This is a genomic window from Enterobacter sp. MGH 37, assembly GCF_000534515.1.
Taxonomy (GTDB): domain Bacteria; phylum Pseudomonadota; class Gammaproteobacteria; order Enterobacterales; family Enterobacteriaceae; genus Enterobacter; species Enterobacter kobei.
This window is the reverse complement of the sequence record NZ_KI973206.1, coordinates 1,136,998-1,159,516: the sequence shown is the minus strand read 5'-3', so window position 1 is coordinate 1,159,516 and position 22,519 is coordinate 1,136,998. Positions and strand designations below refer to the sequence as shown.

Genomic DNA, 22,519 nt, shown 5'->3' with positions numbered 1-22,519 from the left:
GATCCCGGCTCAGTGGCCGGGATCGTGGTTCAGGATTTTGGATCGGAAGGGGGGGATTTTCGGGCTTTGCGCTCGTCCAGTTTGGCGAAGAGCCATGACCTGAAAGCTGCTGCCGTTCCAGCAATAACGCTTGCAACCAAAACATGCTTGATATCTGATTGTTCAATATCTACTTCATGACTAATGATTAGTTTTACAATTATCAAAGCCAGAGAGAAAAAAATTAAACAACAAAAAACCATGTATGCAATGCTTAAGAACAGTAAAGCTACGGTAGTGTTATTTTTTCTTTTCATTAATTTCATCCTTAACTACATTACTAATAAATTCACCTCCCACGGTACCGATAATATCACCTACAGGGGCTGCGCTCGGACCTAATACAGGGGAAAATACTGGTGGTGCAATAATATTAACTGCCGTACCAAACGCCCAACCTGCGCCCGTGCCAGTTAATGCACCTTTATCCAGCCCATCAGTGAATAGTGAACCACCCAGTGCGATCCCGGCATTAGCCCAAATCCCACGACCCGGAGCTAGTGCACCAGTTGCTCCCGCTGAAATACTTCCCTTATAATCCCAGTTCTTGTTCTCGTTACCTGGACGGCTCAGGTCAAACCACTGGTAGCTTCCATTAGCAATTTCTCCTATTATTGCGCCACTAACAACGTTACCTACTGACGCCGCTGGTCCCAGATACCAGGCTCCCGCAATCATCACACCATCCTGATATCCTTCCACAATTGCTTTAGCGATATTCGCGCCTTCCGGTAAATCACCGTTTGCCAGTTTTTCCAGTCCGGCCTGCTTCTCCTTCGGAGACAGACCATTCTCTTCTGCATACTGGTTCCACGACTGTGCTGCCAGGCCGTAATCCATCATACCCTGTCCGAAACTGCTCGGATTAAGCGCATTATTCTCAACCACCGTCTTCCCGGACTGCGCCCCGGCGATGGCGCTTGCCGTACCGTCTCCCGCAACGCCGCCTGCTATCCCTGCGGCAAGAGTCGCCAGCGCGCTGATGGTCTGCTTTTCACTTTCACTCAGCGCAGCAACATCCTTCCCGTACATCTCCAGCGCAATACCACCCGCCAGCTCCCCGACCGCTGCTCCAGCCGCACCCGCCAGCGCGTCTTTCCCCTGCATCGCGGCCAGCACCGCATTCGCCACCGCGTGGGCGGCGGCTTTTTCCATCGTATCGTCCAGCCCGGAACGGTGGCCGATAATCTCCGCCACGTACGGTGCCGCCGCTCCGGCCAGCGCGGCGGTCATGTCGCCGCCCGCCAGACCCTGAGCGGCAGCGGTAGCCGCCTGGATGGCGCGCTGCATGTCGCTGCCCGTGCCGTACTGTTCAATTGCCGTGCGTCCGGCCTGGTCGGCTATCTCCTGAGGGGTAGGGTTGCTCTTGCCCTCAGCCCTCAGCTTCTCCTCTGCGGCGCGGAGCGCTACCGGGTCGTTCATGGCCTCCTGTTTCGCGATTTCACCCTGCGTGCGGGCGATATCCGCCACCTGGCTGCCGATTTCCCCGATAAGCTGCGCCTCCTCCATCCTGCGCTGCTCTTTCTCCTTATCGAAAATGGTGTCGATGCTGCCGTTGGCATTCGCCGTGTCGCGGCTCAGGTCCGCCACGTCCTGCGTCTGATGCTCCTTATCGCGAACCACCACCGTGCCGTTTTCAATGGCCGCACGCGTGGTGCCCTCCGCGCTGCCGCTGCTGTCCGCCCCGACCAGCAGGTTGCTCGCCATATTCCCGGTGAACTGCCCCGCGATGCTGCCGCCGGTGCTGATGCCCGCGCTCTGGTGCTCCACCTCGTATTCAGCGGTGTTATGGATATCCCGCCAGCCGAGCGTCCCGGTGTCGAGGCGGTTATTATCCGCCGTGGCGGTGGAGGCGATAACCGCGCCGTCGAGCTGCGTGTGGCCGCCGACGGTGATGTCGAACCCGCCGGAGCCTGCGAAGATACCGCTCTGCTCCTTCACGGAGGCGTAGTCGCTGTTCATCCTGTCGCGGCTGTAATTAACGCTGGCGGAGCCGCTCATGGTGCCGAAGGTGAAGCTGCCGCCCGCGCTGGCGTTCTTCTGGCTGCTGTCGTAACGGTCGGTGTCCTGTTCACTGGTAATGGTCAGGTTGCGCCCGATATCGGCCAGCACGCTCTCCCCGCTGACCTGCGCCCCGGTGAGATTCGTATCGCGGCCGCTGACGATTGTGAGCGTATCCCCCGCGTTAACCGTGGTTTCGGTGCGGGTGGTGCCGTTGCCGCGCTCGGTTCCTTTGCCGCCGTTCACGCTGGCGGAGACGGAGATGCCCGCGCCACCGGAGCCGTAGCCGATACCGACGCCCGCGCTGCCGCCGTGGCTCTCGTTTTGGCCGTCGAGCGTGGAGGTGTTCAGTGCGGAAATCAGGTTCACGTCCCGGCTGGCCTGTAGCCACAGGTCGTTCTGCGCATCAAGCTGGCTGCCGTGAACCAGCAGGTCGCCGTCGGTTGCCACCACGGTGAGGTTATTCCCGGCGGTGAGGCTGCTGCCTTTTGCGGTGGCCTGCGTGCTGGTCTGGGTGGATTTTGACGACTGGCTGCCGTAAGAGAGGCTGATGCCGACGGTGTTGTCGTTGCCCTTCTGGTTGCCGGTGGCCTGGTCGAGCATGACGGACTGCGCGCCCTGTCCGAGGGTCAGTGCGCCTTTCACCGCCTGCAGCGCGGCGAGGCGGTCGTTATCGGTCTCTCTGGCCTGCTTCAGGGTGTGGACGCTGCTGTCGAGAGCACCACCCGCCGCGCCGGAGAGCGCAAGGGTCAGGCCGGAAGATTTTTGCTCCACGGTGTGGGTCTGCGTGCCGCTCTCCGTGGCGGCGGTGATGCTGACGTTTTTCCCGGCGAGCGTCATGTCCTGCGCGGCAATCAGGTCCGAGCCGTGGACGCTCAGGTCATTGCCCGCGCTCAGCGTGACGCTGCCGTTCACGGAGCCAATAGTGCTGCCGCGATGGGTGGTGTCCTGCGCGGTGTCGGTGACCTTCAGGCTCTGGCTGCCGTAGCTGACGCCGATGCCGCCCGTGCCGGAGAAGCCGGATTTTTTCTCCTGGCGCTGATGGCTCTCCTGGCTGTGCTCCTCCGCCGTGGTCACGGTCAGGCTGTTGCCTGCCGCCAGCCGGACATCGTTATCGCCCACGATATCGCTGCCCTGCACCCGCAGGTTATTGCCCGCCTGCAGGGTGACGCTGTCGCCGCTGAACAGGGCTCCCTGTGCGGTCTCACTGTTCACCACATCGTGCGTGGTCACGGTTTTTTTCGACAGCGCGCCGCTGCTGCCGGTGGACTGATGGTGCGACTCAAACATGCTGCTGTCAGTGGCGGCGGTGACGGCGATGTCGCGCCCCGCGCTGACGGCGAGGCTGCTGCCCGCCTCCACGGTTGCGGCCTGCGCACTCACGTCGCGGCCGGCCATCATCAGGATATCGCCTCCGCCGGCCACCTCGCTGCCAACCTGTTGAGTGGTGGACTGCTTCAGCCAGTTATTTTTATCCCACGTCAGGTTATCGCTGGCGGAGGTAGTGACGGTGGTGAGGTTCAGATCCCGCCCGGCACTGAGCACCGTCTGGCTTCCACTGCCGCTGTTAACGACCTGCGCGCCGGTCAGGGTGAGATCGCGCCCGGCGTTCAGCACCAGCTTACCGTCATCGCCCTGGACGTAGATCCCCGCCACGCGCTCCACGGTGGTGCGCTCAAAGCTGTTTTTCCCGCTGCTGCTCTGTGCGCCGCGGGTGGTGGTGGTGAGGCTGATGTCGCGCCCGGCGGTGGCCAGTACGGAATGGTTACCTGAAATCGTGCCGCCGATGTTGCTGATGTCCGTGCGGGCGAACAGGCTGACGTCAGCCCCCTGTATCGTTCCTGCTTTGTTGGTGATGTTGTCGGCGCTGAGCTGCACCGCGTCACGCCCGTGCAGGGTGCCGCTGTTGACCAGGTCGCGGTTCAGGTTCATCACCAGATTCTGGCCCCCCATCAGCGCGCCGGAGCCGTCGATGTCGCCAGGCTGTACGCGCACATACACCTGCGGCACCATCACCGTCTGCCAGCTGCCGTCGGCAAGCTGAACGCGGGTGTTGACCAGCCAGACCATGTCCTCCGTCAGCAGGCTCATCTGTTCGGCGGTGAGCGCCACGCCAGGGACAAGCTGATGCGTCTGCCCGAAAGCAATGCCCGCATCCATCAATGCCCTGAACTGGGTCTCATCGTCGCGGTAGTCGCCCAGGTAGCGGCCGCCGGTGAGCGCGATGATCTGCTCGCGTACCAGGCGCTGCTCGTAATAGCCGTCGCCAAGGCGCTTGTGCACGTTATCCGGATCCGTCATGAACGCATTCTGCATATAATCACTGCCGAGCCACGTCTTGTTGTTGGTGAAGCGTGGATCGGTTTCGATCAGGTAGTGCGCATTCGGATCGGGCAGGGTGTTAAACAGGCTGCTGTCCGGCAGACGGATGTCCGGCCCTGCGGCACGTACCACCACGCCCTGCGCATCGCTGGCGGGCGTTTCAATCCATTTGCCAGGCGCATTGCCGGAGGGCAGGGCAGGGGAACCCGGGGAGGTGGTGTCCACACCCACCGCCAGGCTCCCCGTCCCGCTAAGCGTGGTATCTGTTTTGTGGGCGCTGGCGGGGGAAAGGGTCATGCCGCTGCCATCGGCCTGGCTGTTGCCTTCCATTTTGCCCGGCGACAGGGTGATCGACTGGATAACCACAGGCGGGGCGTAGTCCGAGGTGCTTTTTCCCTGCGAGTCGCCACCCTTTCTGGATTTACGGCTGTAGTGTGTGACCGAGCCTGCATCGGTGATCCATCGGCTGCCTTCCGGCATCACGTTATCCACCGAATCGGCGAAGATCCCGAGCGTTCCCCCCGCCACAATCTGGCTTTTATCGTTCAGAACCTGATTTGCCGTAATCAGCATATTGCCGCCGGCGAGGATTTTGCCCGGGTCACTTTCGGCAATCACCTCTTCTTCAATGGTGCGGGTGTAGGTGTACTCGTAAAAGTTGTCGTTGTTGGCCCCGGTATCGTCCGGGGTGTTGAGGTTAAGCAGGTGGTCGGCCGAGTTGTGGTCGACGAACACGCCGTCAGCATCCGCATCCCAGCGGGTGGGCGATCCCTTTTGCTGATACTCGTGGATCTGCTCCGTGGAGATGAGCGCCACTTCGGTGCTGAAATGGTCGTTGATGTTGTTGAGCTGGCCGACGGAGAGCGCCATGTCGCCCGCGGATTCAATGGTCGCGCTGTGGTTGTTGAGGGTTTGCGCCTGCCCGATGGCAAAGCCGTTGTCGTCTACGCGCCCGCCGATGGCCATCGCCCCGTCGCTGTAGATCAGCGCGTGGTCGCGGTTGTTGATTGTCTGTGCCCCGATGTCCACGCGCTGGCGTCCGGCGAGGGTCGCTGCCGTTTCGTCCTGGGCGAGGTTATTCAGCGTTGTCGCCTGAATCGACAGATGATCGCCGTAGATGCGGCCGGTACCCGCGTTCGTTAAGGTTTCGGTACGCAGCCACGTCTGGCTGCCGTCGATAAGACCGTAATTACTCAGGCTTGAGGAGAGGGTCAGCCAGGTCGCGCCGGCGGCAATCTCGCCGGAAGCGGCATTGAACAGGCTGGCGGCGCTGAGATCCAGTTTTGCGCCCGCCAGCAGGTTGCCGCTGTTGGTCACGCTGCCCGGCGTGGTGAAGGTCATGCTGCCGTTGGCAATCACATCACCCGCGTTGTTAAAACTCTGCTGCGTGTGAATCGTCATATCGCCGAGCGACAGAAGCTGACCGTCTCCGGTTAGCGCGTCGGCTTCAAGCGTGACGTTCTCCCCGCCAATAACGACCCCGTCAGCGTTGAGAAGCCGCAAAGCCGCGCCGCTCAGCGACAGCGCCCCCTCGGCGGACAGCTCACCCTGCGTGTTATCCAGGGTTCCGGCATTGGCGATCGATAACGTATTGCCTGCCCGCGTTGTTCCCAGAGCATTATCGAACTGCTGGCTGTTGATTTTCACATCCAGCCCTTCAATACCCTTATCTTCAGCCTGCGTATTGCGATTGATCAGCGAGGCTGCGTTGAGCGTCACCGTTGCGCCACTGCGTATCAGGCCCAGTGTGTTGTCGATCGCACCCGACACGGCATTCACCGCCAGTTCACCGAGAGACTGGATCTGCCCGTCCTGGTTATCAAGACGCTCGAGGTTGAGGGTCATCTCCTGCTCACCCACCAGACGCCCGCCGGAACGGTTATCCAGCGAGGTTGCCCGCAGCGTGAACTCCCCTTTTGCGCCCAGCGTGCCGTTCTGGTTGTTCAGCGCGGCGGTGGCGAGTTGCATTTCCGCCAGGCTGTAAATCGTCCCCTCGCGGTTATCCAGCTGCCAGCCGTGCGTATCAAGAACGAGCCCGCTTCCCTGAATGACCCCCTGACGGTTGTCGGTATCGCTGCGCGTGGCAAGCGTCAGCGTATCCAGTGCATACAGCGTCCCGGCGATGTTGCTAAAGCGCGCGGCGTCCAGCGTGGCCCGTTTTTCGGCGAGCAGTACGCCCGCATCATTTTGCAGATCGGTCGTGGTTATGCTCAGGTTTCCCTGCTAACGATGCCGCCCGTGTCCCCGCTGTAGCGGTTGCTGATACCGTCAACGGCCAGCGTGAGATCCCCTCCGCTCTGGACCAGCCCGCTGCTGTCGTTATCCAGACGCTGTGCCGTGACGGCAAGATCGCCCTGGGCGACAATCATCCCTTTCTGGTTGTCTATCCGGGAGGCGTCTATCCGCGCATCGCCACCGGATACCAGCGTGCCTTGCGTATTCTCCAGCGACCCCACATGTAGATTCAGCGAACCTGTGGCGCTCAGGGTACCGTTGCGGTTGTCCACGTCCGCGGCCGTTACGACGGTTTCTTTCGCGCTGGCCAGCATGCCGTGCTGATTGCTGATGCTGCCGGCGTTGACGTTCAGGGTGCCAAAGCTGACGATGCCGCCGGTCGTCAGGGTCGTGTTGTTTGACAGGCGGTTCCCGTGAGTGTCGACGATCATGTCCGCCCCGGACTGAATTAACCCTTCGTCGTTGTTCAACCCGGCGCTGTCGAGCGTCAGGTTATCGTGGGCGGCAATTGTCCCGCCGACGTTAGCCAGCGCGTTGCGGCTGGTTAGCGCGACGCGGCCGTGTTCCGCGCTGATAAAGCCGCTGCTGTTGTTGAGAGTGTCGGCGCTCATGCTGATGCTGCCTGCTGCTGCCAGTTCACCCTCGCGGTTGTCCGTCAGGCCAGCCGTTTTTATCGTCAGGGCGCTGTCGGTATCGGCGGCAACGATCTGGCCTTTACGGTTATCCAGCGACGCGGCGTTGACGTTTACCGTGGCGTTGGCGGCAATCACGCCTTCGCGGTTATCGATGCCGTCCTGATGGTTCAGCGTCAGACCCCGCGTGCCGCTCTGGCTTATCTGACCTTTATGATTTTGCAGGCGTTTTGCCGTGAGCGTGAGCTGGTCGGCGGCGAGCAGGCCGCTGCTGTTATCCAGCGTGCCGGTTGCCGTGACGCTGAGGGCGTCATTCGCGATGACTTCCGCACCGGCGGTGCTGAGGTCGCCTTGTCCGGCGTTAAGGGTAATGGTGTTGGCCTGCGTCACGCTGCCTGATGCATCCACCCCCTGTCCCGTGGACCTGATGTTGCCACCCGCCACATTCAGTCCATGCATCTCAAGTTTGCCGCTGGCGTTGAGCGTCAGATCGCCGTCGCGGCCCGTGGTGCCATTGGGCTGCACGCCTGCTGCCAGCGTGCCGGTGCTGGCAATCGTTTTGCCCGTCAGGCTGACGTTGCGCTGTGCAGCGAGGGAGCCGCTGTTTTGTATGGCGTCGGTGCCAGAAAGGGCGACGTCAGCGGAAGACCAGACCGTGCCGCTATTCTCAATACGCCCGTCGGCGGAGAGGGTGACTGTTCCGGCTTCTGCGCCAATATTGCCCGCGTTGCGCACGCCGACGCCTTTTTCCGTCCCGATCAGACGGATTTTCCCGGCGTACATGCCGCCGACCTGGGAGACATCCAGCGCCATGACGGGTTTTGCCGCACCGTTATCCGCAAGGGCGGTCACCTTTTCATGCGCCGCATCCACCGTGTTGCGCCCGGTAGTGACGCGTAAATCCTGCGCGTGAATCGCCGCATTCACCTGAACCGCCCGGGCGATGATATCGGTGTGCGCCTGCCCGGAGGTATCCAGCCCGTTGCCGTTCACGGTAATCTCACCGCGCTCCACCTGATACCCGGTTATCCGGCCATCCTGCATCTGCGCGGTACCGGTCGTCAGCGTGGCGCGCCCGGCGTTGATTAAGCCGCAGCCGTCACAGGTAATGCCCGACGGGCTGGCAATGATCACGTCGGCCTTTTGTCCAGCCACCTCAATGTAGCCGTTGAGCTGGCTCGGGTTGCGTGCGTTCACCTCGTTGAGGATGACTTTAGCCTCGCCTTTCGCCAGCCACGGGTTGGCGGTCACCATTCCGCCGAGTTCGGTTGAGGTATTTTTATGGGCGTTATTGAGGATGGCCCCGTCCCGGCCAACGTCGAACTGGCTGTAGGTGTTGCGGGACACGCCGCCTGCAGACGGGGTCTGGATATTCACCTGCGTCGTGCCGTTAACGGTGCTGATCACGGTGGGCTGCTGTTTACCGGGCGCGGAGGCGTCCGCCACAATCCCGGCGGCCTGCACCGTGACGGCACCAGAGGCCAGCCACAGCGCAAGGCTGAGTGCGCCGACGCGACAGACAAGACGCTGAAGCGCGTGCCCGATCCCGGAGGAAGACGATCCGCCCGAACAGCCGCGCGCCAGCTCGGAAACGACCATCAGCATGCCGCGGGCTTTATTAAAGACGATACGGTACAGACGTTTATTCATGGTGAAATCCTTTTTATTTTTGTCCGTGCAGCGGGTGCGTGTGTTTCCAGTTCAGCAGCGCTTCGCGCGTGACCTGCCTGCCATAAAACGTTTTGATACGACGGCCTTTCTCATTGCCGCGATGCCACAGAAAGCGCGCAACGTGATGCGGAAAAATCTCCTCGCGTACCAGGCGAAACAGGGCTTCCGCGTGCCCAAAGGGGGCAATAAAATCGCGAAACCACATCCGATCGCCGTTACACCAGTCTTCTTCCGGCAGGACGACCGTCTCCTGGGTGAGATAGCGGCGTTCGGCTTCTTCGCTCATCCATGCCCAGCTCAGGAAAAAGATCGGGCGTCCTTTCTCCTCTATCAGCACGTACTGCTGGCGTTTAATGATGGGCAAGAGCACCACGGGCAGGACGTGCAGCGGCGCGTCACGGTGGTTGAGGGAATGCATCCAGAGCCAGACCGACGCGCCCAGCACTTCGGCTTCACTCAGCGCGACGTCCTCGAGCTGCGGACAATGAACCGTCAATTCGCCATAGCGCATACTCAGAAATCCATGTTGAGGTTGAAGCCGAAGGTTGCCGGGCTGGTTTTAAAACCGTCCGGGCGGGAAAACGGCACGCCCGCGAAGGCGTCGTATCCCACTTTCCAGAGCGCACCGCGCAAGCCCGCGGCGCCACCGGCAAGATGGTTGCCCGTCAGGTACTCCGTGCCGTTGCCAGCGACCTCGCCGTAGTCGGCAGCCAGATAGAACTCGGTTCCGGCAAGCGGGGTCTGCCAGGAGAGATCGTTTCGAACCAGCCAGCCGCAATCGGCGTTGAGCGTGCGTTCGCCGTCGAAGCCGCGCACCGTCCAGCGCCCGCCGATGGCGAACTGATCCTGTGAAGTGAGCGGCGTGTTGCTGGTCTGACGCTGCCAGGCCACGTCATAACGCAAGTGCTGCGTGCTGAGTGCGAACGGCAGGCTCAGGCGTGCGTTGGTGCGAAGAATTCGGCCCAGCGCCGTGGCTTCATCGAACGTTTCTTCGGGGGCTGGCTGGGCGCCAAACCATCGCGTGCCGCGCTGATAGTTGATGCCTGCATCAAGCGTTGCCGGGCCGATATAGTGGCGATGCTGAAGCCCGGCCTTCCAGGAGGAGACGTGGCGGCGCTGAACTTCCACTTCCGTGTCGTTGATGTAGTTTTTCGTTGTCCGGCTCTCCACGTCCCAGGTGAACGTGGTTTTTTGGGCGCTGCTGCGATGCAGAACCCGGCTGGCCTGCGCCACCAGACTCTGGCTTTTGCCGCTGTAACGAATGTCGCCGTTTAGCCCCGCCACGGTCTGGTGATAGTGGTAATCGCTGCCGGTAACGGAAAATGCCCACCAGCCCACGGGAACAGACCAGTGGGCGCTGAGGTTTTGGTTGCCTTTTTCCGGCCCGGTTTGCAGGTCATGGTTCATGGAAAACCAGAAGAGATCGCTCAGCGCCAGCGGGTTATCCAGCGACAGCGTTAGCCCACCCTGATAGCGGCCCGTTGACGACGAGCCAGAATCATCAAGCGACAGGCCAAGCCGCCAGAATTTGCTCTGCTGGCGGGTTATCACGATATCGCTCTCACCCGGCTGTTCAGCCGGAACGATATCCATCTCAACCTGGACGGTGGGCAGGCGCTGGAGGTTCTCCAGACCCTGCTCGATATCCCGCAGGTCGAGCAGATTACCGTCATGTGCCGGGAAGGCGCTGTAAAGCCATAACCCGCGACGGCTGTTATCGGTCAATGTGACGTGGCGTATTTTCCCCGGAATAACGGCCAGTGTTAAATGGCCGCTTTTTAAATCCTGAGCGGGAGCCAGCACGCGTGCGGTTGTCCAGCCGTGGGCGATCAGCCGGTTTTGCAGCAGGCTCATCACGTGGTTGATACCCCGTGCGCCGAGGCACTTCCCGACGGACTGATTCGCGATGCGCTGCAGCGGTACCCAGTGCGGGAGGGCGTTATGCCCCGTCAGCGTCACGTCATGGATGGTGAAGCAGGGCGTTTCGGCGGCAAATTCGCCGCTTTCGTTACGTGTTGCCGGAGATTGCAGCCGAACGTCAGGCGCCTGGGGCGTCAGTTGGGTTTCCAGCGCCTGCTGACGCTGCTGTTGCAGGATAAACGGTTCATCACCCGGTGCGGCGCTGGCACCCGATGAAAGGCTGAGAACAGCACAGATAAAAAAGCCGGTGCGCTTCGTTGCGACCGGTCGAAATTCCCTTTTCAACATTTTCCCTTACAAAATGTAATGTTTCTTGCAAGGGATCGTGACGAAGTCACAGCGACTTTTCTACGCGTAGCGGCTAAATAAAATCTGAAAGTGGGGGAAAGTACGGAAGCGGATTAAAGCGGGTATGACTGGCCGGGCAAGCTTGCGCCGCCCGGCACGGTTGCGGGAGATTACTCCCCTTCACCCGGGAACAGGAACGGGTTGATTGAGCTGCGGGCGAAGCCCTCCTGCTCCATTTTGGCATCCAGAATCAGCGAGGCGAGATCGTCGGCTACCGCTTCGACTTTCGGGTCTTTTTCCTGATACAGAATCTTCAGGTAGGTCCCACAGTCGCCGCAGCTTTCAGCTTTCACTGCCGCTTCTTCATTTTCCAGCGACCAGTAGTTGAGATCGCGGGTCTGCTCGCAGTTGCTGCACTTCACGCGCACGACGTGCCATTCGGTTTCGCACAGGTTGCAGTGCAGGTAGCGCAGCCCCTGGGTGGTGCCAATCTGTACCATACTGGAGACCGGCATGGAACCGCACACCGGGCAGAACTGGCGCGCTTCACCGTACTCGGCGCGGGCTTTGCCGGGGATCAGGCTTGCCATCTGCGCCCAGTAGAGCGACAGTGCCGCCCAGATAAACGGCGCTTTATCACTGCTGACCAGCGAGAAGTCGGAAGCAAACAGCGCACTCGCCATCTCTTCCAACTCCTGTTCGGACGCTTTTTCCAGGTTCTCAATGACCGCCAGCGCAGTACCGCTCATTTCGGGCTTTAGCTCGGCAATCAGCGAATGCAGCAGCTTGTGCCAGTGCTTGTCGCGCGGCAGGACGTGAATATCCAGCGGCGGCTTGCCCTGCTCATTGGCTTCTTTGATGCGCGCAGTCAGGTCCATTTGCAGTGGGTGGTCGTACAGCACCACTTCCTGCGCGTGGGCGACAAGCGCAGCAAAACGCAGAAAATCGCCCAGCGGGTTGTTCTCTGCCAGCTCGCGCAGACGCTCTGCGCGGCGGTTGTAGAGGTTCTTGAGTCTGGGGAATAACAACGGCGGAATATACTCCGCCGTACGTTTCTCGCTCGACCCCAGCTCATCTTGCGGGATTATGCGAATACTCATTCAGATGACTTTTCCTGTTTCTGGCGGACTTCACGGTACCAGCGCGGGTGATGTTTCTTCGCCCACGTACTGGTTACCCAGCCTTCCACCATCGCGGTAATGGTGCCTTTCACCCAGAGGGCGGCGTAAATATGCACCATGATAACCACAATTAGCGCCACTGCGGCAAATGAATGCAGCATCAGCGCGAATCGGATCACCGGGATTGAGAAAGCAGGCGCAAAATACGGACGCCAGATGATCACGCCGCTGACCAGCAACAGGACCAGGAAGATAATCGCCGCCCAGAATACGCATTTCTGACCGAAGTTATAACGCCCGGTATCACCTACTTCCTCGTTGACGACGATCTTACGAATATTCTTCGCCCAAAAGATATCATCCCGATTGATTAGGTTATGGTGCCAGTAGCGGAAAAACATGATGATGAACGACGCGAACATGATGACGCCAACAAACGGGTGCAGTATACGCGCCAGTTGTGGTGTCCCCATGATCTGCATCAGCCAGTTGAAGGAGGGGAAGAAGAACCCCAGCCCGCTTATCGCCGCCAGCATGAAGCAGAAGGCGGTGACCCAGTGGTTGATGCGTTCCGGCGCGGTGTAGCGCACGATGGTGTCACGTTTTCTCATTTGCGCACCTCGTCTTTCTCTTCATGCAGGTTGTCGTCTTCCTCTTCCGCACGGTTCGGACCGACGCCGACGTAGTGGAAGATGCTCGCTGCGAAGGTGGCAGCAAAACCTACCGCGGCCAGCGGTTTCCAGATGCCTTTCCAGAACTTAACGGTGGCGCTGATTTCCGGGTTCTCCGGCAGGCCGTGATACAGATTCGGCTTGTCGGCATGGTGCAGCACATACATCACATGCGTACCACCAACACCGGCCGGATCGTACAGGCCCGCATTGTCGTAACCACGGGTTTTCAGCTCGCCCACGCGCTCTGCCGCCAGCGTTTTCATATCCTCTTTAGATCCAAAGTGGATAGCGCCGGTTGGGCAGGTCTTCACGCACGCGGGCTCCTGGCCGACAGTGACGCGGTCAACGCACAGCGTGCATTTGTAGACGCGGTTGTCTTCCGGGTTCAGGCGCGGTACGTCGAACGGACAGCCCGCAATGCAGTAGCCGCAGCCGATGCACTGCTCGGACTGGAAGTCGACGATGCCGTTGGCATACTGAATGATAGCCCCTTCTGACGGACATGCCTTCAGGCAGCCCGGATCCGCGCAGTGCATACAGCCATCTTTGCGGATAAGCCATTCCAGTTTGTCGTTCTGCTCCACTTCCGAGAAACGCATCACCGTCCAGGACTTGGCGGTCAGGTCCGCAGGGTTGTCGTACACCCCAACGTTGTGACCCACTTCGTCACGCAGATCGTTCCACTCAGAGCAGGCCACCTGACAGGCTTTACAGCCGATACAGGTGGTCACGTCGATAAGTTTCGCCACTTCCTGCTGGTGGTCCCGCGCCTGAGGCGCGGGCGTGAAACCGTTAGTCGCGGAACGACGGATAATGTCTTGAGATTGATAAGCCATAAGTCGTCTCCGTTACACCTTTTCCACGTTCACGAGGAAGGCCTTAAACTCCGGCGTCTGCGTGTTCGCATCACCGACGAACGGCGTCAGGGTGTTCGCAATGAACCCTTTTTTCGCCACGCCCTCATAGCCCCAGTGAATTGGGATACCGATGGTATCCACCTGCTGACCATGAACGTTCAGCGTGCGAATACGCTTGGTCACCACCGCCTTGGCTTTAATGTAGCCGCGGTTAGAGGAGACCTTCACGGTATCGCCATGAGCGATGCCGAGCTTGTTCGCCAGCTTCTCGCCGATCTCCACAAACTGCTCCGGCTGCGCGATGGCGTTAAGCAGCGCGTGCTTGGTCCAGTAGTGGAAGTGCTCGGTCAGACGATAGGTGGTGCCCACGTACGGGAACTTGTCTTTTTTACCCAGCGCTTCAAAGTCGCCCTTGAAGATACGCGCTGCCGGGTTAGAGACCACGTTCGGGTGCAGCGGGTTAGTGCCCAGCGGCGTCTCAAACGGCTCGTAGTGTTCCGGGAACGGCCCTTCTGCCATCTTATCAATGGCAAACAGACGTCCCATCCCTTCAGGCTGCATGATAAACGGTCCGACATCGCTGCCTGGTGCGGCAGTGCTGTAGTCCGGAATATCCACGCCGCCCCATTTCGCGCCGTCCCACTTCAGAAGCTGACGCTTCGGATCCCACGGGTTGCCCTGCGGGTCAGCGGAGGCACGGTTATAGAGGATGCGACGGTTAAGCGGCCATGCCCACGCCCAGCCCAGCGTATTGCCAAGGCCCGACGGGTCGGCGTTGTCGCGGTTGGCCATCTGGTTGCCTTTTGGCGTCCAGCTACCGGCGAAGATCCAACAGCCGCTCGAAGTTGTACCGTCATCGCGCAGATGGGCGAAGGTACTGAGCTGATCGCCTTTCTTCGCCAGCACGGCGCCGGTGGCCGGGTCGATAACATCCGCCAGCGCCTTACCGTTGCTCTCCATCGCCACTTCTTCCGGCGCAGGGTTTTCAGGCGTCGAGTAGTTCCAGGTCATGTTCAACACCGGTTCCGGGTTCGCGCCACCTTCAGCCGCGTACATCTTACGCAGGCGTAAGAAAATACCGGCCAGGATCTCGCCGTCGTTCATGGCGATGCCCGGGGCGTCCGCACCTTTCCAGTGCCACTGCAGCCAGCGGCCGGAGTTGACAATAGACCCGTTCTCTTCCGCGAAGCAGGTAGATGGCAGACGGAACACTTCAGTCTGAATCTTCGACGGATCGACGTCATTCGATTCGCCGTGGTTCTGCCAGAAGGTCGAGGTTTCAGTATTGAGCGGGTCAATCGTCACCAGGAACTTCAGTTTCGACAGGGACTCAACAACCTTGTTCTTGTTCGGGAACGAGGCCACCGGGTTAAAGCCCTGGCAGATATAGCCGTTGACCTGACCCTGATGCATCATCTCGAAGTACTGAAGCACGTCGTAGCCTTTGTCCCACTTCGGCAGCCAGTCAAAGCCCCAGCTGTTTTCCGCCGTCGCCTTGTCGCCGTAGAAGGCTTTCATCAGCGAGACGAAGAACTTAGGATAGTTGCCCCAGTAGTTCACCTGGCCTTCGAGCAGCGGTTTTGGCGTGCTGGCCGTCAGGTAGGTTTGCAGGTCGGTTTGTTTCTCGCTTGGCAGGTTCATATAACCTGTCAGGCTTTGAGACAGCAGGCCGAGGTCGGTCAGACCCTGAATGTTGGAGTGACCGCGTAGGGCGTTCACGCCGCCGCCTGCCATGCCCATGTTGCCGAGCAGGAGCTGAACCATCGCCATGGTACGGATGTTCTGCGCACCGATGGAGTGTTGCGTCCAGCCGAGGGCGTAGAGGAACGACGCGGTTTTATCTTTCGCGCTGGTTTCGGCGATCAGCTCGCACACCTTCAGGAAGTCCGCCTTCGGCGTACCACAGATGTTTTCAACCACCTCCGGCGTATAGCGGGAGACGTGCTCTTTCAGCAGGTTCCACACGCAGCGCGGGTGTTGCAGGGTGGTATCGCGTTTCGCAAAGCCTTTCTCATCCAGCTCGTAGTTCCAGCTGGTTTTGTCGTACTTGCGTTTTTCGGCGTCGTAACCGCTGAACAGGCCATCTTCGAAGTGATAATCCTCACGCACGATCAGGCTGGCGTTGGTGTAGGCTTCGGTGTATTCGCGGTTGTATTTTTCGTTGGTCATCAGGTACAGCAATACGCCTGACAGGAAAGTGATGTCAGTACCTGAACGAATAGGGGTGTAGAAATCCGCCACTGACGCTGTACGCGTGAAGCGGGGATCGATCACAATCAGTTTCGCACCGTTGTGGATTTTGGCTTCCATCGCCCAGCGGAACCCGACAGGGTGCGCTTCAGCGGCGTTACCGCCCATCACCACAATAAGGTTGGCGTTCTTGATGTCGACCCAGTGGTTGGTCATCGCACCGCGACCAAATGTTGGAGCAAGACTTGCTACCGTTGGTCCGTGTCAGACACGCGCCTGGTTGTCGACCGCGAGCATACCGAGTGCGCGCGTAAATTTCTGGGTTAAATAGCCGGTTTCATTACTGGACGCTGAAGCACACAGCATCCCGGTGGAGAGCCAGCGGTTGACCGTCACGCCGTCGGCGTTCTTCTCAATGAAGTTCGCATCACGGTCTTCTTTAATATGTTTAGCGATGCGGTCAAACGCCTCTTCCCAGCTGATTTGCTGCCATTTGTCGGAGCCAGGCGCACGATATTCAGGGAACTTCAGGCGGCTTTCAGAGTGGATAAAGTCCACCAGACCGGCCCCTTTCGGACACAGCGCGCCGCGGTTGACCGGGTGATCCGGGTCACCTTCGATATGGAAAATAGACGCTTTGGCGTTTTTAGCACCGTCGCCGAGGCTATACATTAACAGCCCGCAACCGACAGAGCAGTACGTACAGGTATTACGGGTTTCACGGGTGCGCAGCAGTTTATACTGCCGCGTTTCCGCCAGCGCGACGCCGGGCGCGAAGCCCAGTGCTGCTGCCGTTGTGCCTGCCATACCGCCAGCGCAGATCTTAAAGAACTGCCTTCTGCTGACCTGCATGGGTCACTCCTTGTTTCGACATTGCTTACATATGTAGTTTTGACTTCGCGGTTGAAGAATGACCGCAAAGGAAAAAATTTGCGTTAATCCCTCATTTCTCCGAGGGATATCATCAGAATACCACAATGTCGGTACACCTGTTCTAATGGCGTTAATACAAAGTGAACGTATTATCACCATGTTGATTATAAAGTGTGATACAGATCACGCTATTGCTTCTGCATGTTAAAGCGGTGTAGCGCTGGCCGGGTTGCACCCCTTCTAAATGAGTAGGAGAATGATTGTCGAAAAGTTGATCCATACTATGCGTAAGGCCTGTTGTTTATGCTGCAATAGCAGGCTCACCTCCGTGGTTGTTCAGGAATACCGCTGTGTCTAAACAAAACCGTGCTACCCACTCGTCGCCACTGCCTGCAGGCATTGTGGAACTGTCGGTACGCAGACCGCCCCACATTACCCACGCCACGCCCGATTTGCTGGCGGAAGAAGTGCCTGTTGCGCTTGTTTACAACGGTATTTCGCATGTGGTGATGATGGCTTCGCCGAAAGATCTCGACCTGTTCGCCATTGGCTTTTCTCTCTCGGAAGGCATTATTGCGCATCCGCAGGAGATCTACGGGATGGACGTGGTGAAGGCGTGTAACGGTCTTGAAGTGCAAATCGAACTCTCCAGCCGTCGCTTTATGGGGTTGAAAGAGCGCCGCCGCGCGCTGGCCGGACGCACCGGCTGCGGCGTGTGTGGCGTTGAGCAGCTCAATGATATCGGCAAGCCCGTTGCGCCATTGCCGTTTACCCAGACCTTCAATCTGGCACACCTTGATCATGCGCTTGAACATCTCAACGACGTACAGCCCATCGGCCAGTTGAGCGGTTGTACGCATGCGGCGGCGTGGGTGTTGCCGTCGGGCGATATTGCCGGAGGGCATGAAGACGTGGGCCGCCATGTCGCGCTGGATAAGCTGCTGGGACGCCGGGCGCGAGAAAGCGAGGTCTGGCAACAGGGCGCGGCGCTCGTTTCCAGCCGTGCAAGTTATGAGATGGTGCAAAAGTCCGCAATGTGCGGTGTGGAAATCCTGTTTGCGGTATCGGCGGCCACAACGCTGGCGGTGGAAGTGGCGGAGCGCTGCAACCTGACGCTGGTCGGGTTCTGCAAGCCGGGAAGGGCAACAATCTATACCCATCCACAGCGATTAATAGTTGATCAATAATTTTGAATGTTTCAGGCAAAACCTTCCGCTTTTAGTTGTTCAGGATGAGGTCTAGTATTTATCTCATCAAGGCACGGTGCCTTATCAAAACAACTTAACGAAAGGGTTTATATCATGAAAAGCATCAAAACTTTTGTCGCTGTAATCGCTCTGGCTGCTTCTTTCGGTTCTTTCGCTGCACAGACTGTGACCGCAACCGCCTCTACCATTGACGGTGCAGAAGCTAAAATCGCGGCACAGGCTCAGGAAGCGGGTGCATCATCCTACAAAATTACCCAGGCATTCACGGGTAACCGCGTACACATGACTGCTGAACTGAATAAATAAGCCAGTCACACCGTCGAAAGAGCGCCCCCGGGGCGCTTTTTTATTTTTTCTCTTTTTTAACAATATCTTTTCTATCCTGAACCTCTACCAGGGAATAAAAAGGCGCGACGTTTTTACAGGTCAGACGCCAGATCCCGTAATCCCGCTTTTTTGGCGTAAACACGCGATAATTACCTTCACCTACCATCATAAAGCGCGCATTGGGATAGTCGTTGAGAATTCGATATTCATTGTTACAGTAAAACGTATCCCGAGTGTCGTAATCGATTGTCACATTGAGGACGTATTCAAGCACCCGGTTGGTATTGACGTTATAGGCAATAAAGAAGATATAGCCAGCGCAGAAAAGGGGGGCAGAAATCGCCATGACGTTAAACTGAACCGATGAATTCTGCAACAAGGGAAGCGCCATCGTGAATAGCAGAAATACCATGGAAAAGAATAAGGTGCAGAAGATTAAAAAGAACCCAAACGACGTAATTTTATTGAAAGTCGCCTCGTAGGTGACATCCGTGACGTCCATAAAGACCTTTCGCGCCAGTATGTAGCAGATGAAGGAAATTAACAGCCATACACCACGTGTAAGGGTGAAAGCCTTTTTCGCAATTTTCTTTCTGTCATCATCCACGGCGTCCAGATAGAGGGTGATGGAATAGTAGATACATCCCACCGTCCCGATCGCGAGCGTGACGGGTAGCTCCAGGCCATTTCCGGCGAAATATTTAAATGCCACGCACGATGTTAAAAACAGCAGAGAAGACATCAACGTCGAGCCCGCTATTTTTTTGTATTCACCCCATTCCATTTGGGACAGCTGCAACAGCGTGAGGGGTTTTATGCGTGAGGAAATGATGATAGCGCAGGCTATCAGCATGGCCATCCAGACGAAGACGGGCATCGCTTTACTGTTAAAGGGCGTTATGACAAAAATGGCGCCCGCATAAGCGATAAAATGGACGGCAGTACTATGTCTGATGAGGAATGAGGGTTGTTTTCTGCTTTGCATTGGCGTTTTTCTCCCTGAAAAAGGCTGACGTTCAGGACATCAGGAAACAGATATCAGCGCAATGCATAACGTTTTTTTTGAGTTCAGTAATTTTGAATGATAATAGCAAAACCTTCCGCTTTTAGTTGTTCGGGATGAGGTCTAGTATTTATCTCATCAAGGCAAGGTGCCTTACCAAAACAACTTAACGAAAGGGTTTATATCATGAAAAGCATCAAAACTTTTGTCGCTGTAATCGCTCTGGCTGCTTCTTTCGGTTCTTTCGCTGCACAGACTGTGACCGCAACCGCCTCTACCATTGACGGTGCTGAAGCTAAAATCGCGGCACAGGCTCAGGAAGCGGGTGCATCATCCTACAAAATTACCCAGGCATTCACGGGTAACCGCGTACACATGACTGCTGAACTGAATAAATAAGCCAGTCACACCGTCGAAAGAGCGCCCCCGGGGCGCTTTTTTTAGTTTATACCCGCCACGCGCAGTAGCGCCGTCACTACTGCCGCCGCGATGATCACCACAATCAATGGCATTTTTCGCCACGCAAGAAATACCGCAAACGCCACGCCCAGCACGCGCGCCATCCCGGCGAAATGTTCCCCTTCATAAAATGTGGTCGCCAGTGCCACAGAAAACAGCAACACCGTTGCCGCATCTGACAGCAGCGCCTGAGATCGTTCAGAGAGTGCCAGTCGGTTGCCGAGTTTTGCTCCGCCGAGACGCATCAAATAGGTTCCCGCAGACAAAATGGCGATGCCGAGAATAAAAATCGTCATATTTTCCATTATTTCTTCCTCGCAGCGAGACCGAGTAAAGAGAGCAGCACCGGTAATCCCACCGGGGCAAACGGTACGGCAGCCAGGGATAGCACGGCACCGCTACAGGCGCGGATTAACGTGGTACGGTTTTTAAACGCGGGAACCACTAACGCCAGCAGAATGGCCGGAAAGACCGCATCCAGCCCGATGGTTTCCGGGGCCGGGAGCAGCTTACCGACCATGGCGCCCAGCAAGGCGCCCACCGGCCAGATAATTGCAACGCCTAAACCACATAACCAGTACGCCGCCTTACGCTGCTCGGGCGTTTTTTGCGACAGGCCAAACACCACGCTTTCGTCATTCATGATGTGGCAGCCCAACAGGCTCAGGCCGCGCTTGCCTACCAGTTCACGCACCGTCACGCCAAATGGCACATGGCGTGCGTTGACCAGCAAACCGGCTGCCGCCGCCGCCAGAGGGTTACCGCCGCTGGCCACAATGCCGATAAACATAAATTCCGATGCGCCCGCGAGGACGGTGAGCGAGAGAACAAACGGCACCCAAAGCGGGAAACCGTAGGCCATCGCCAGTGAGCCGTAAGACATCCCGACCACGCCGACCGCGAGGCAAACCAGGATGATTGCTTTTATCGTGTCGCCTTTCAGGCAGGAGAGATGATGCTTCATACAATTTTAGCCATATCGAACGTGTATCCATTATAATGAACGCAACAGAACTGTTTTTCAAGACGAACGATTCGTTCGATTTATAGAACAAAAGGGCCGTTATATGACGCAGCCAATTAGCGTAATCGCCAAAAGCCTGGTGCGAGAACGCCTGCGAACCGGGCTTTCACTGGCGGAAATTGCCCGCCGTGCCGGGATCGCTAAATCCACGCTTTCCCAGCTGGAATCCGGCAACGGCAACCCCAGCCTGGAGACGCTGTGGTCGCTCTGCGTGGCGCTTGATATTCCCTTCGCCCGTTTGCTGGAGCCACAGTTGCCGAGCACGCAGGTGATCCGCCGTGGTGAAGGAACGAAAGTGGTTGCCGGACAGGCAAACTATGAAGCCATACTGCTGGCGGCGTGCCCGCCAGGCGCGCGACGGGATGTCTATCTACTGATGACCCAGCCGGGTGCAGACCGCATTTCTCAGCCGCATTCGCCTGGCTCGGTAGAACATATTATCGTCATGCAGGGAAGGGCCCTGGTCGGCCTGCTGGATGCGGCAGAAGAGCTCGCCGCCGGGGATTACATCTGTTACCCCGCCGACCAGCCGCACATTTTTAAGGCGCTGGAGCCAGACACGCATGCGTTGCTGGTGGCGGAACAAAATTAACGTAGATACGGAAAATCATGTCGCTTAAAGCCATTGCCAAAGAGCTGGGACTCTCCATTACGACCGTCAGCCGCGCCCTCAACGGCTATGACGACGTCTCTGCTGAGACGCGCGCCCGCGTGGAAGCCGAGGCTCAGCGCCGTGGTTACCGACCTAACACCTTCGCCCGCCGCCTGAAGATGGGCAAAATTGACGCGGTCGGGCTGGTGTTTCCCGTCCATCCTGTTCCGCTCAATAACAGTGTATTTATGGACATGGTCGGCGAAATTAGCCACGAACTGGCGCGACATGAGATCGACTTACTGCTCATTGCCGATGACGATCTGGCGGATAAGCACAGCTATATGCGCATGGTACAGAGCCGGCGCGTCGATGCGCTGATTGTGGCGCATACGCTGGATCGCGATCCGCGGCTTGAGCAGCTGCAGGCCGCCGGGTTCCCTTTCCTGGCGCTTGGGCGCAGCCAGCTGCCGCAGCCTTACGCGTGGTTTGATTTCGATAACTATGCCGGTACGTACAATGCTACCCGCTGGCTGATTGAGAAAGGCCATCAGCGTATTGCGCTGCTCGGCGAAAGCAATAATCAGGCATTTATCACCCAGCGCCGTCAGGGCTATCTGGACGCTCTGCGGGAAGCCGGGCTTTCCAGCGAATGGCTGCGCGCCATGCCGCCGTCGCGCCGCGTAGGATATGCCACCACGAAAGAACTGCTTGCCCTGCCGCAACCGCCCACGGCGATCATTACTGACTGCAACACCCACGGCGACGGGGCGGCGATGGCGCTTGAACAGCTGGGGCGTTTATCCGGCGACAACCCCGTGTCGCTGGTGGTCTACGACGGACTGCCGCAGGACAGTATCGTCGATACCGACGTGGCGTCGGTGATCCAGTCCACCCGTCAGGGTGTCGGAAAACAGATTGCCGACATGGTCCGCCGGCTTATTAATGGCGACGATATTGCGCAGCTTCAGGTGCTCTGGCAACCGGAATTCTCCCCCGGCCAGACGGCCTGAATATCTCCATTTTCTAAACCCGATCACAAATCCGAAACGTTTTGGTTTGTATCCGAAACGTTTCGGATCA

Annotated in this window: 18 protein-coding genes and 2 pseudogenes; 6 read left to right on the top strand and 14 right to left on the bottom strand. The window is 58.2% G+C overall.

Going from position 1 to position 22,519, the window contains the following annotated elements:
• Nucleotides 1-29: 29 nt before the first annotated feature.
• Together L383_RS05775 and L383_RS0124265 are read right to left on the bottom strand one after the other, a co-directional pair.
• A complete protein-coding gene (locus tag L383_RS05775) occupies nt 30-296 on the bottom strand; it encodes a hypothetical protein (RefSeq protein WP_023331623.1) in 267 nt (88 codons plus the stop codon).
• Entirely contained in the window at nt 280-6,330 is a 6,051-nt protein-coding gene (locus L383_RS0124265) for a hemagglutinin repeat-containing protein (protein ID WP_023331622.1), read from the bottom strand. Before L383_RS0124265 ends, L383_RS05775 begins: the two co-directional genes overlap by 17 nt.
• 48 nt (nt 6,331-6,378) lie before the next feature.
• Between L383_RS0124265 and L383_RS26425 the strand changes: the two genes are divergently transcribed.
• Complete coding sequence (locus L383_RS26425) at nt 6,379-6,615, top strand: hypothetical protein (protein ID WP_226882705.1); 237 nt, start codon at nt 6,379-6,381, stop codon at nt 6,613-6,615.
• On the opposite strand, the gene L383_RS26580 is transcribed toward L383_RS26425, so the two are convergent.
• The 9 genes and pseudogenes from L383_RS26580 to fdnG form a co-directional block, all read right to left on the bottom strand.
• Nucleotides 6,573-7,688, bottom strand: coding sequence for a hypothetical protein (locus tag L383_RS26580; RefSeq protein ID WP_369798161.1), 1,116 nt, complete (start codon nt 7,686-7,688; stop codon nt 6,573-6,575). The two genes, L383_RS26425 and L383_RS26580, sit on opposite strands and share 43 nt — an antisense overlap.
• Before the next feature lie 60 nt (nt 7,689-7,748).
• Nucleotides 7,749-7,874 (bottom strand): annotated as a pseudogene (locus L383_RS26575) (hypothetical protein); the annotation flags it as partial.
• Nucleotides 7,875-7,943: 69 nt separating this feature from the next.
• A pseudogene (locus L383_RS26570) lies at nt 7,944-8,879 on the bottom strand (filamentous hemagglutinin N-terminal domain-containing protein); the annotation flags it as partial.
• Between the two features lie 13 nt (nt 8,880-8,892).
• Nucleotides 8,893-9,411: a toxin-activating lysine-acyltransferase gene (locus tag L383_RS05780; RefSeq protein WP_023331620.1), complete on the bottom strand. Its 519-nt coding sequence runs from the start codon at nt 9,409-9,411 to the stop codon at nt 8,893-8,895.
• A 2-nt stretch (nt 9,412-9,413) separates the two neighbouring features.
• Entirely contained in the window at nt 9,414-11,108 is a 1,695-nt protein-coding gene (locus L383_RS05785) for a ShlB/FhaC/HecB family hemolysin secretion/activation protein (RefSeq protein ID WP_023331619.1), read from the bottom strand.
• 170 nt (nt 11,109-11,278) lie between these two features.
• Nucleotides 11,279-12,208, bottom strand: a complete 930-nt coding sequence (gene fdhE, locus L383_RS05790; RefSeq protein WP_014885738.1) for a formate dehydrogenase accessory protein FdhE — start codon at nt 12,206-12,208, stop codon at nt 11,279-11,281.
• Entirely contained in the window at nt 12,205-12,840 is a 636-nt protein-coding gene (gene fdoI, locus L383_RS05795) for a formate dehydrogenase cytochrome b556 subunit (protein WP_008501832.1), read from the bottom strand. The genes fdhE and fdoI overlap by 4 nt, the downstream gene beginning before the upstream one ends.
• Nucleotides 12,837-13,739, bottom strand: coding sequence for a formate dehydrogenase subunit beta (fdxH, locus tag L383_RS05800; RefSeq protein ID WP_008501831.1), 903 nt, complete (start codon nt 13,737-13,739; stop codon nt 12,837-12,839). Before fdxH ends, fdoI begins: the two co-directional genes overlap by 4 nt.
• Nucleotides 13,740-13,751: 12 nt before the next feature.
• Complete coding sequence (gene fdnG, locus L383_RS05805; RefSeq protein ID WP_094166673.1) at nt 13,752-16,802, bottom strand: formate dehydrogenase-N subunit alpha; 3,051 nt, start codon at nt 16,800-16,802, stop codon at nt 13,752-13,754.
• A 371-nt stretch (nt 16,803-17,173) separates the two neighbouring features.
• Between fdnG and fdhD the strand changes: the two genes are divergently transcribed.
• Nucleotides 17,174-18,010, top strand: a complete 837-nt coding sequence (gene fdhD, locus L383_RS05815; protein ID WP_014885735.1) for a formate dehydrogenase accessory sulfurtransferase FdhD — start codon at nt 17,174-17,176, stop codon at nt 18,008-18,010.
• Between the two features lie 114 nt (nt 18,011-18,124).
• Nucleotides 18,125-18,337 carry a YdgH/BhsA/McbA family protein gene (locus L383_RS05820; RefSeq protein ID WP_014885733.1) on the top strand — a complete coding sequence of 71 codons (213 nt, stop codon included), beginning with the start codon at nt 18,125-18,127 and terminating at the stop codon, nt 18,335-18,337.
• Between the two features lie 40 nt (nt 18,338-18,377).
• On the opposite strand, the gene L383_RS0124260 is transcribed toward L383_RS05820, so the two are convergent.
• Complete coding sequence (locus tag L383_RS0124260) at nt 18,378-19,343, bottom strand: hypothetical protein (protein ID WP_023331617.1); 966 nt, start codon at nt 19,341-19,343, stop codon at nt 18,378-18,380.
• Nucleotides 19,344-19,547: 204 nt separating this feature from the next.
• Between L383_RS0124260 and L383_RS05825 the strand changes: the two genes are divergently transcribed.
• Nucleotides 19,548-19,760 (top strand): YdgH/BhsA/McbA family protein, encoded by a 213-nt coding sequence (locus L383_RS05825; protein ID WP_014885733.1) that lies wholly within the window; start codon nt 19,548-19,550, stop codon nt 19,758-19,760.
• A gap of 41 nt (nt 19,761-19,801) precedes the next feature.
• Here L383_RS05825 and L383_RS05830 read toward each other — a convergent pair whose 3' ends face one another.
• Nucleotides 19,802-20,125, bottom strand: coding sequence for an AzlD domain-containing protein (locus L383_RS05830; RefSeq protein ID WP_014885732.1), 324 nt, complete (start codon nt 20,123-20,125; stop codon nt 19,802-19,804).
• On the bottom strand, nt 20,125-20,784 hold the full coding sequence (locus tag L383_RS05835) for an AzlC family ABC transporter permease (protein ID WP_014885731.1): 660 nt from the start codon (nt 20,782-20,784) through the stop codon (nt 20,125-20,127). Before L383_RS05835 ends, L383_RS05830 begins: the two co-directional genes overlap by 1 nt.
• A 103-nt stretch (nt 20,785-20,887) precedes the next feature.
• Here L383_RS05835 and L383_RS05840 point away from each other — a divergent pair, with 103 nt between their 5' ends.
• Both L383_RS05840 and L383_RS05845 read left to right on the top strand, forming a co-directional pair.
• The gene (locus L383_RS05840) at nt 20,888-21,436 is read left to right on the top strand and encodes a helix-turn-helix domain-containing protein (RefSeq protein ID WP_014885730.1); all 549 of its coding nucleotides are present in this window, start codon (nt 20,888-20,890) and stop codon (nt 21,434-21,436) included.
• Nucleotides 21,437-21,453: 17 nt separating this feature from the next.
• Nucleotides 21,454-22,449 (top strand): LacI family DNA-binding transcriptional regulator, encoded by a 996-nt coding sequence (locus L383_RS05845; protein WP_023331616.1) that lies wholly within the window; start codon nt 21,454-21,456, stop codon nt 22,447-22,449.
• Nucleotides 22,450-22,519: the final 70 nt, after the last annotated feature.

What these genes read in the sequence shown, in the direction of transcription:
- L383_RS05775 (WP_023331623.1), bottom strand. Translation starts at nt 296, where the DNA reads ATGAAAAGAAAAAATAACACTACCGTAGCTTTACTGTTCTTAAGCATT.
- L383_RS0124265 (WP_023331622.1), bottom strand. Translation starts at nt 6,330, where the DNA reads ATGCAACTCGCCACCGCCGCGCTGAACAACCAGAACGGCACGCTGGGC.
- L383_RS26580 (WP_369798161.1), bottom strand. Translation starts at nt 7,688, where the DNA reads ATGCATGGACTGAATGTGGCGGGTGGCAACATCAGGTCCACGGGACAG.
- L383_RS05780 (WP_023331620.1), bottom strand. Translation starts at nt 9,411, where the DNA reads ATGCGCTATGGCGAATTGACGGTTCATTGTCCGCAGCTCGAGGACGTC.
- L383_RS05785 (WP_023331619.1), bottom strand. Translation starts at nt 11,108, where the DNA reads ATGTTGAAAAGGGAATTTCGACCGGTCGCAACGAAGCGCACCGGCTTT.
- fdhE (WP_014885738.1), bottom strand. Translation starts at nt 12,208, where the DNA reads ATGAGTATTCGCATAATCCCGCAAGATGAGCTGGGGTCGAGCGAGAAA.
- fdoI (WP_008501832.1), bottom strand. Translation starts at nt 12,840, where the DNA reads ATGAGAAAACGTGACACCATCGTGCGCTACACCGCGCCGGAACGCATC.
- fdxH (WP_008501831.1), bottom strand. Translation starts at nt 13,739, where the DNA reads ATGGCTTATCAATCTCAAGACATTATCCGTCGTTCCGCGACTAACGGT.
- L383_RS05820 (WP_014885733.1), top strand. Translation starts at nt 18,125, where the DNA reads ATGAAAAGCATCAAAACTTTTGTCGCTGTAATCGCTCTGGCTGCTTCT.
- L383_RS0124260 (WP_023331617.1), bottom strand. Translation starts at nt 19,343, where the DNA reads ATGCAAAGCAGAAAACAACCCTCATTCCTCATCAGACATAGTACTGCC.
- L383_RS05825 (WP_014885733.1), top strand. Translation starts at nt 19,548, where the DNA reads ATGAAAAGCATCAAAACTTTTGTCGCTGTAATCGCTCTGGCTGCTTCT.
- L383_RS05830 (WP_014885732.1), bottom strand. Translation starts at nt 20,125, where the DNA reads ATGGAAAATATGACGATTTTTATTCTCGGCATCGCCATTTTGTCTGCG.
- L383_RS05835 (WP_014885731.1), bottom strand. Translation starts at nt 20,784, where the DNA reads ATGAAGCATCATCTCTCCTGCCTGAAAGGCGACACGATAAAAGCAATC.
- L383_RS05840 (WP_014885730.1), top strand. Translation starts at nt 20,888, where the DNA reads ATGACGCAGCCAATTAGCGTAATCGCCAAAAGCCTGGTGCGAGAACGC.
- L383_RS05845 (WP_023331616.1), top strand. Translation starts at nt 21,454, where the DNA reads ATGTCGCTTAAAGCCATTGCCAAAGAGCTGGGACTCTCCATTACGACC.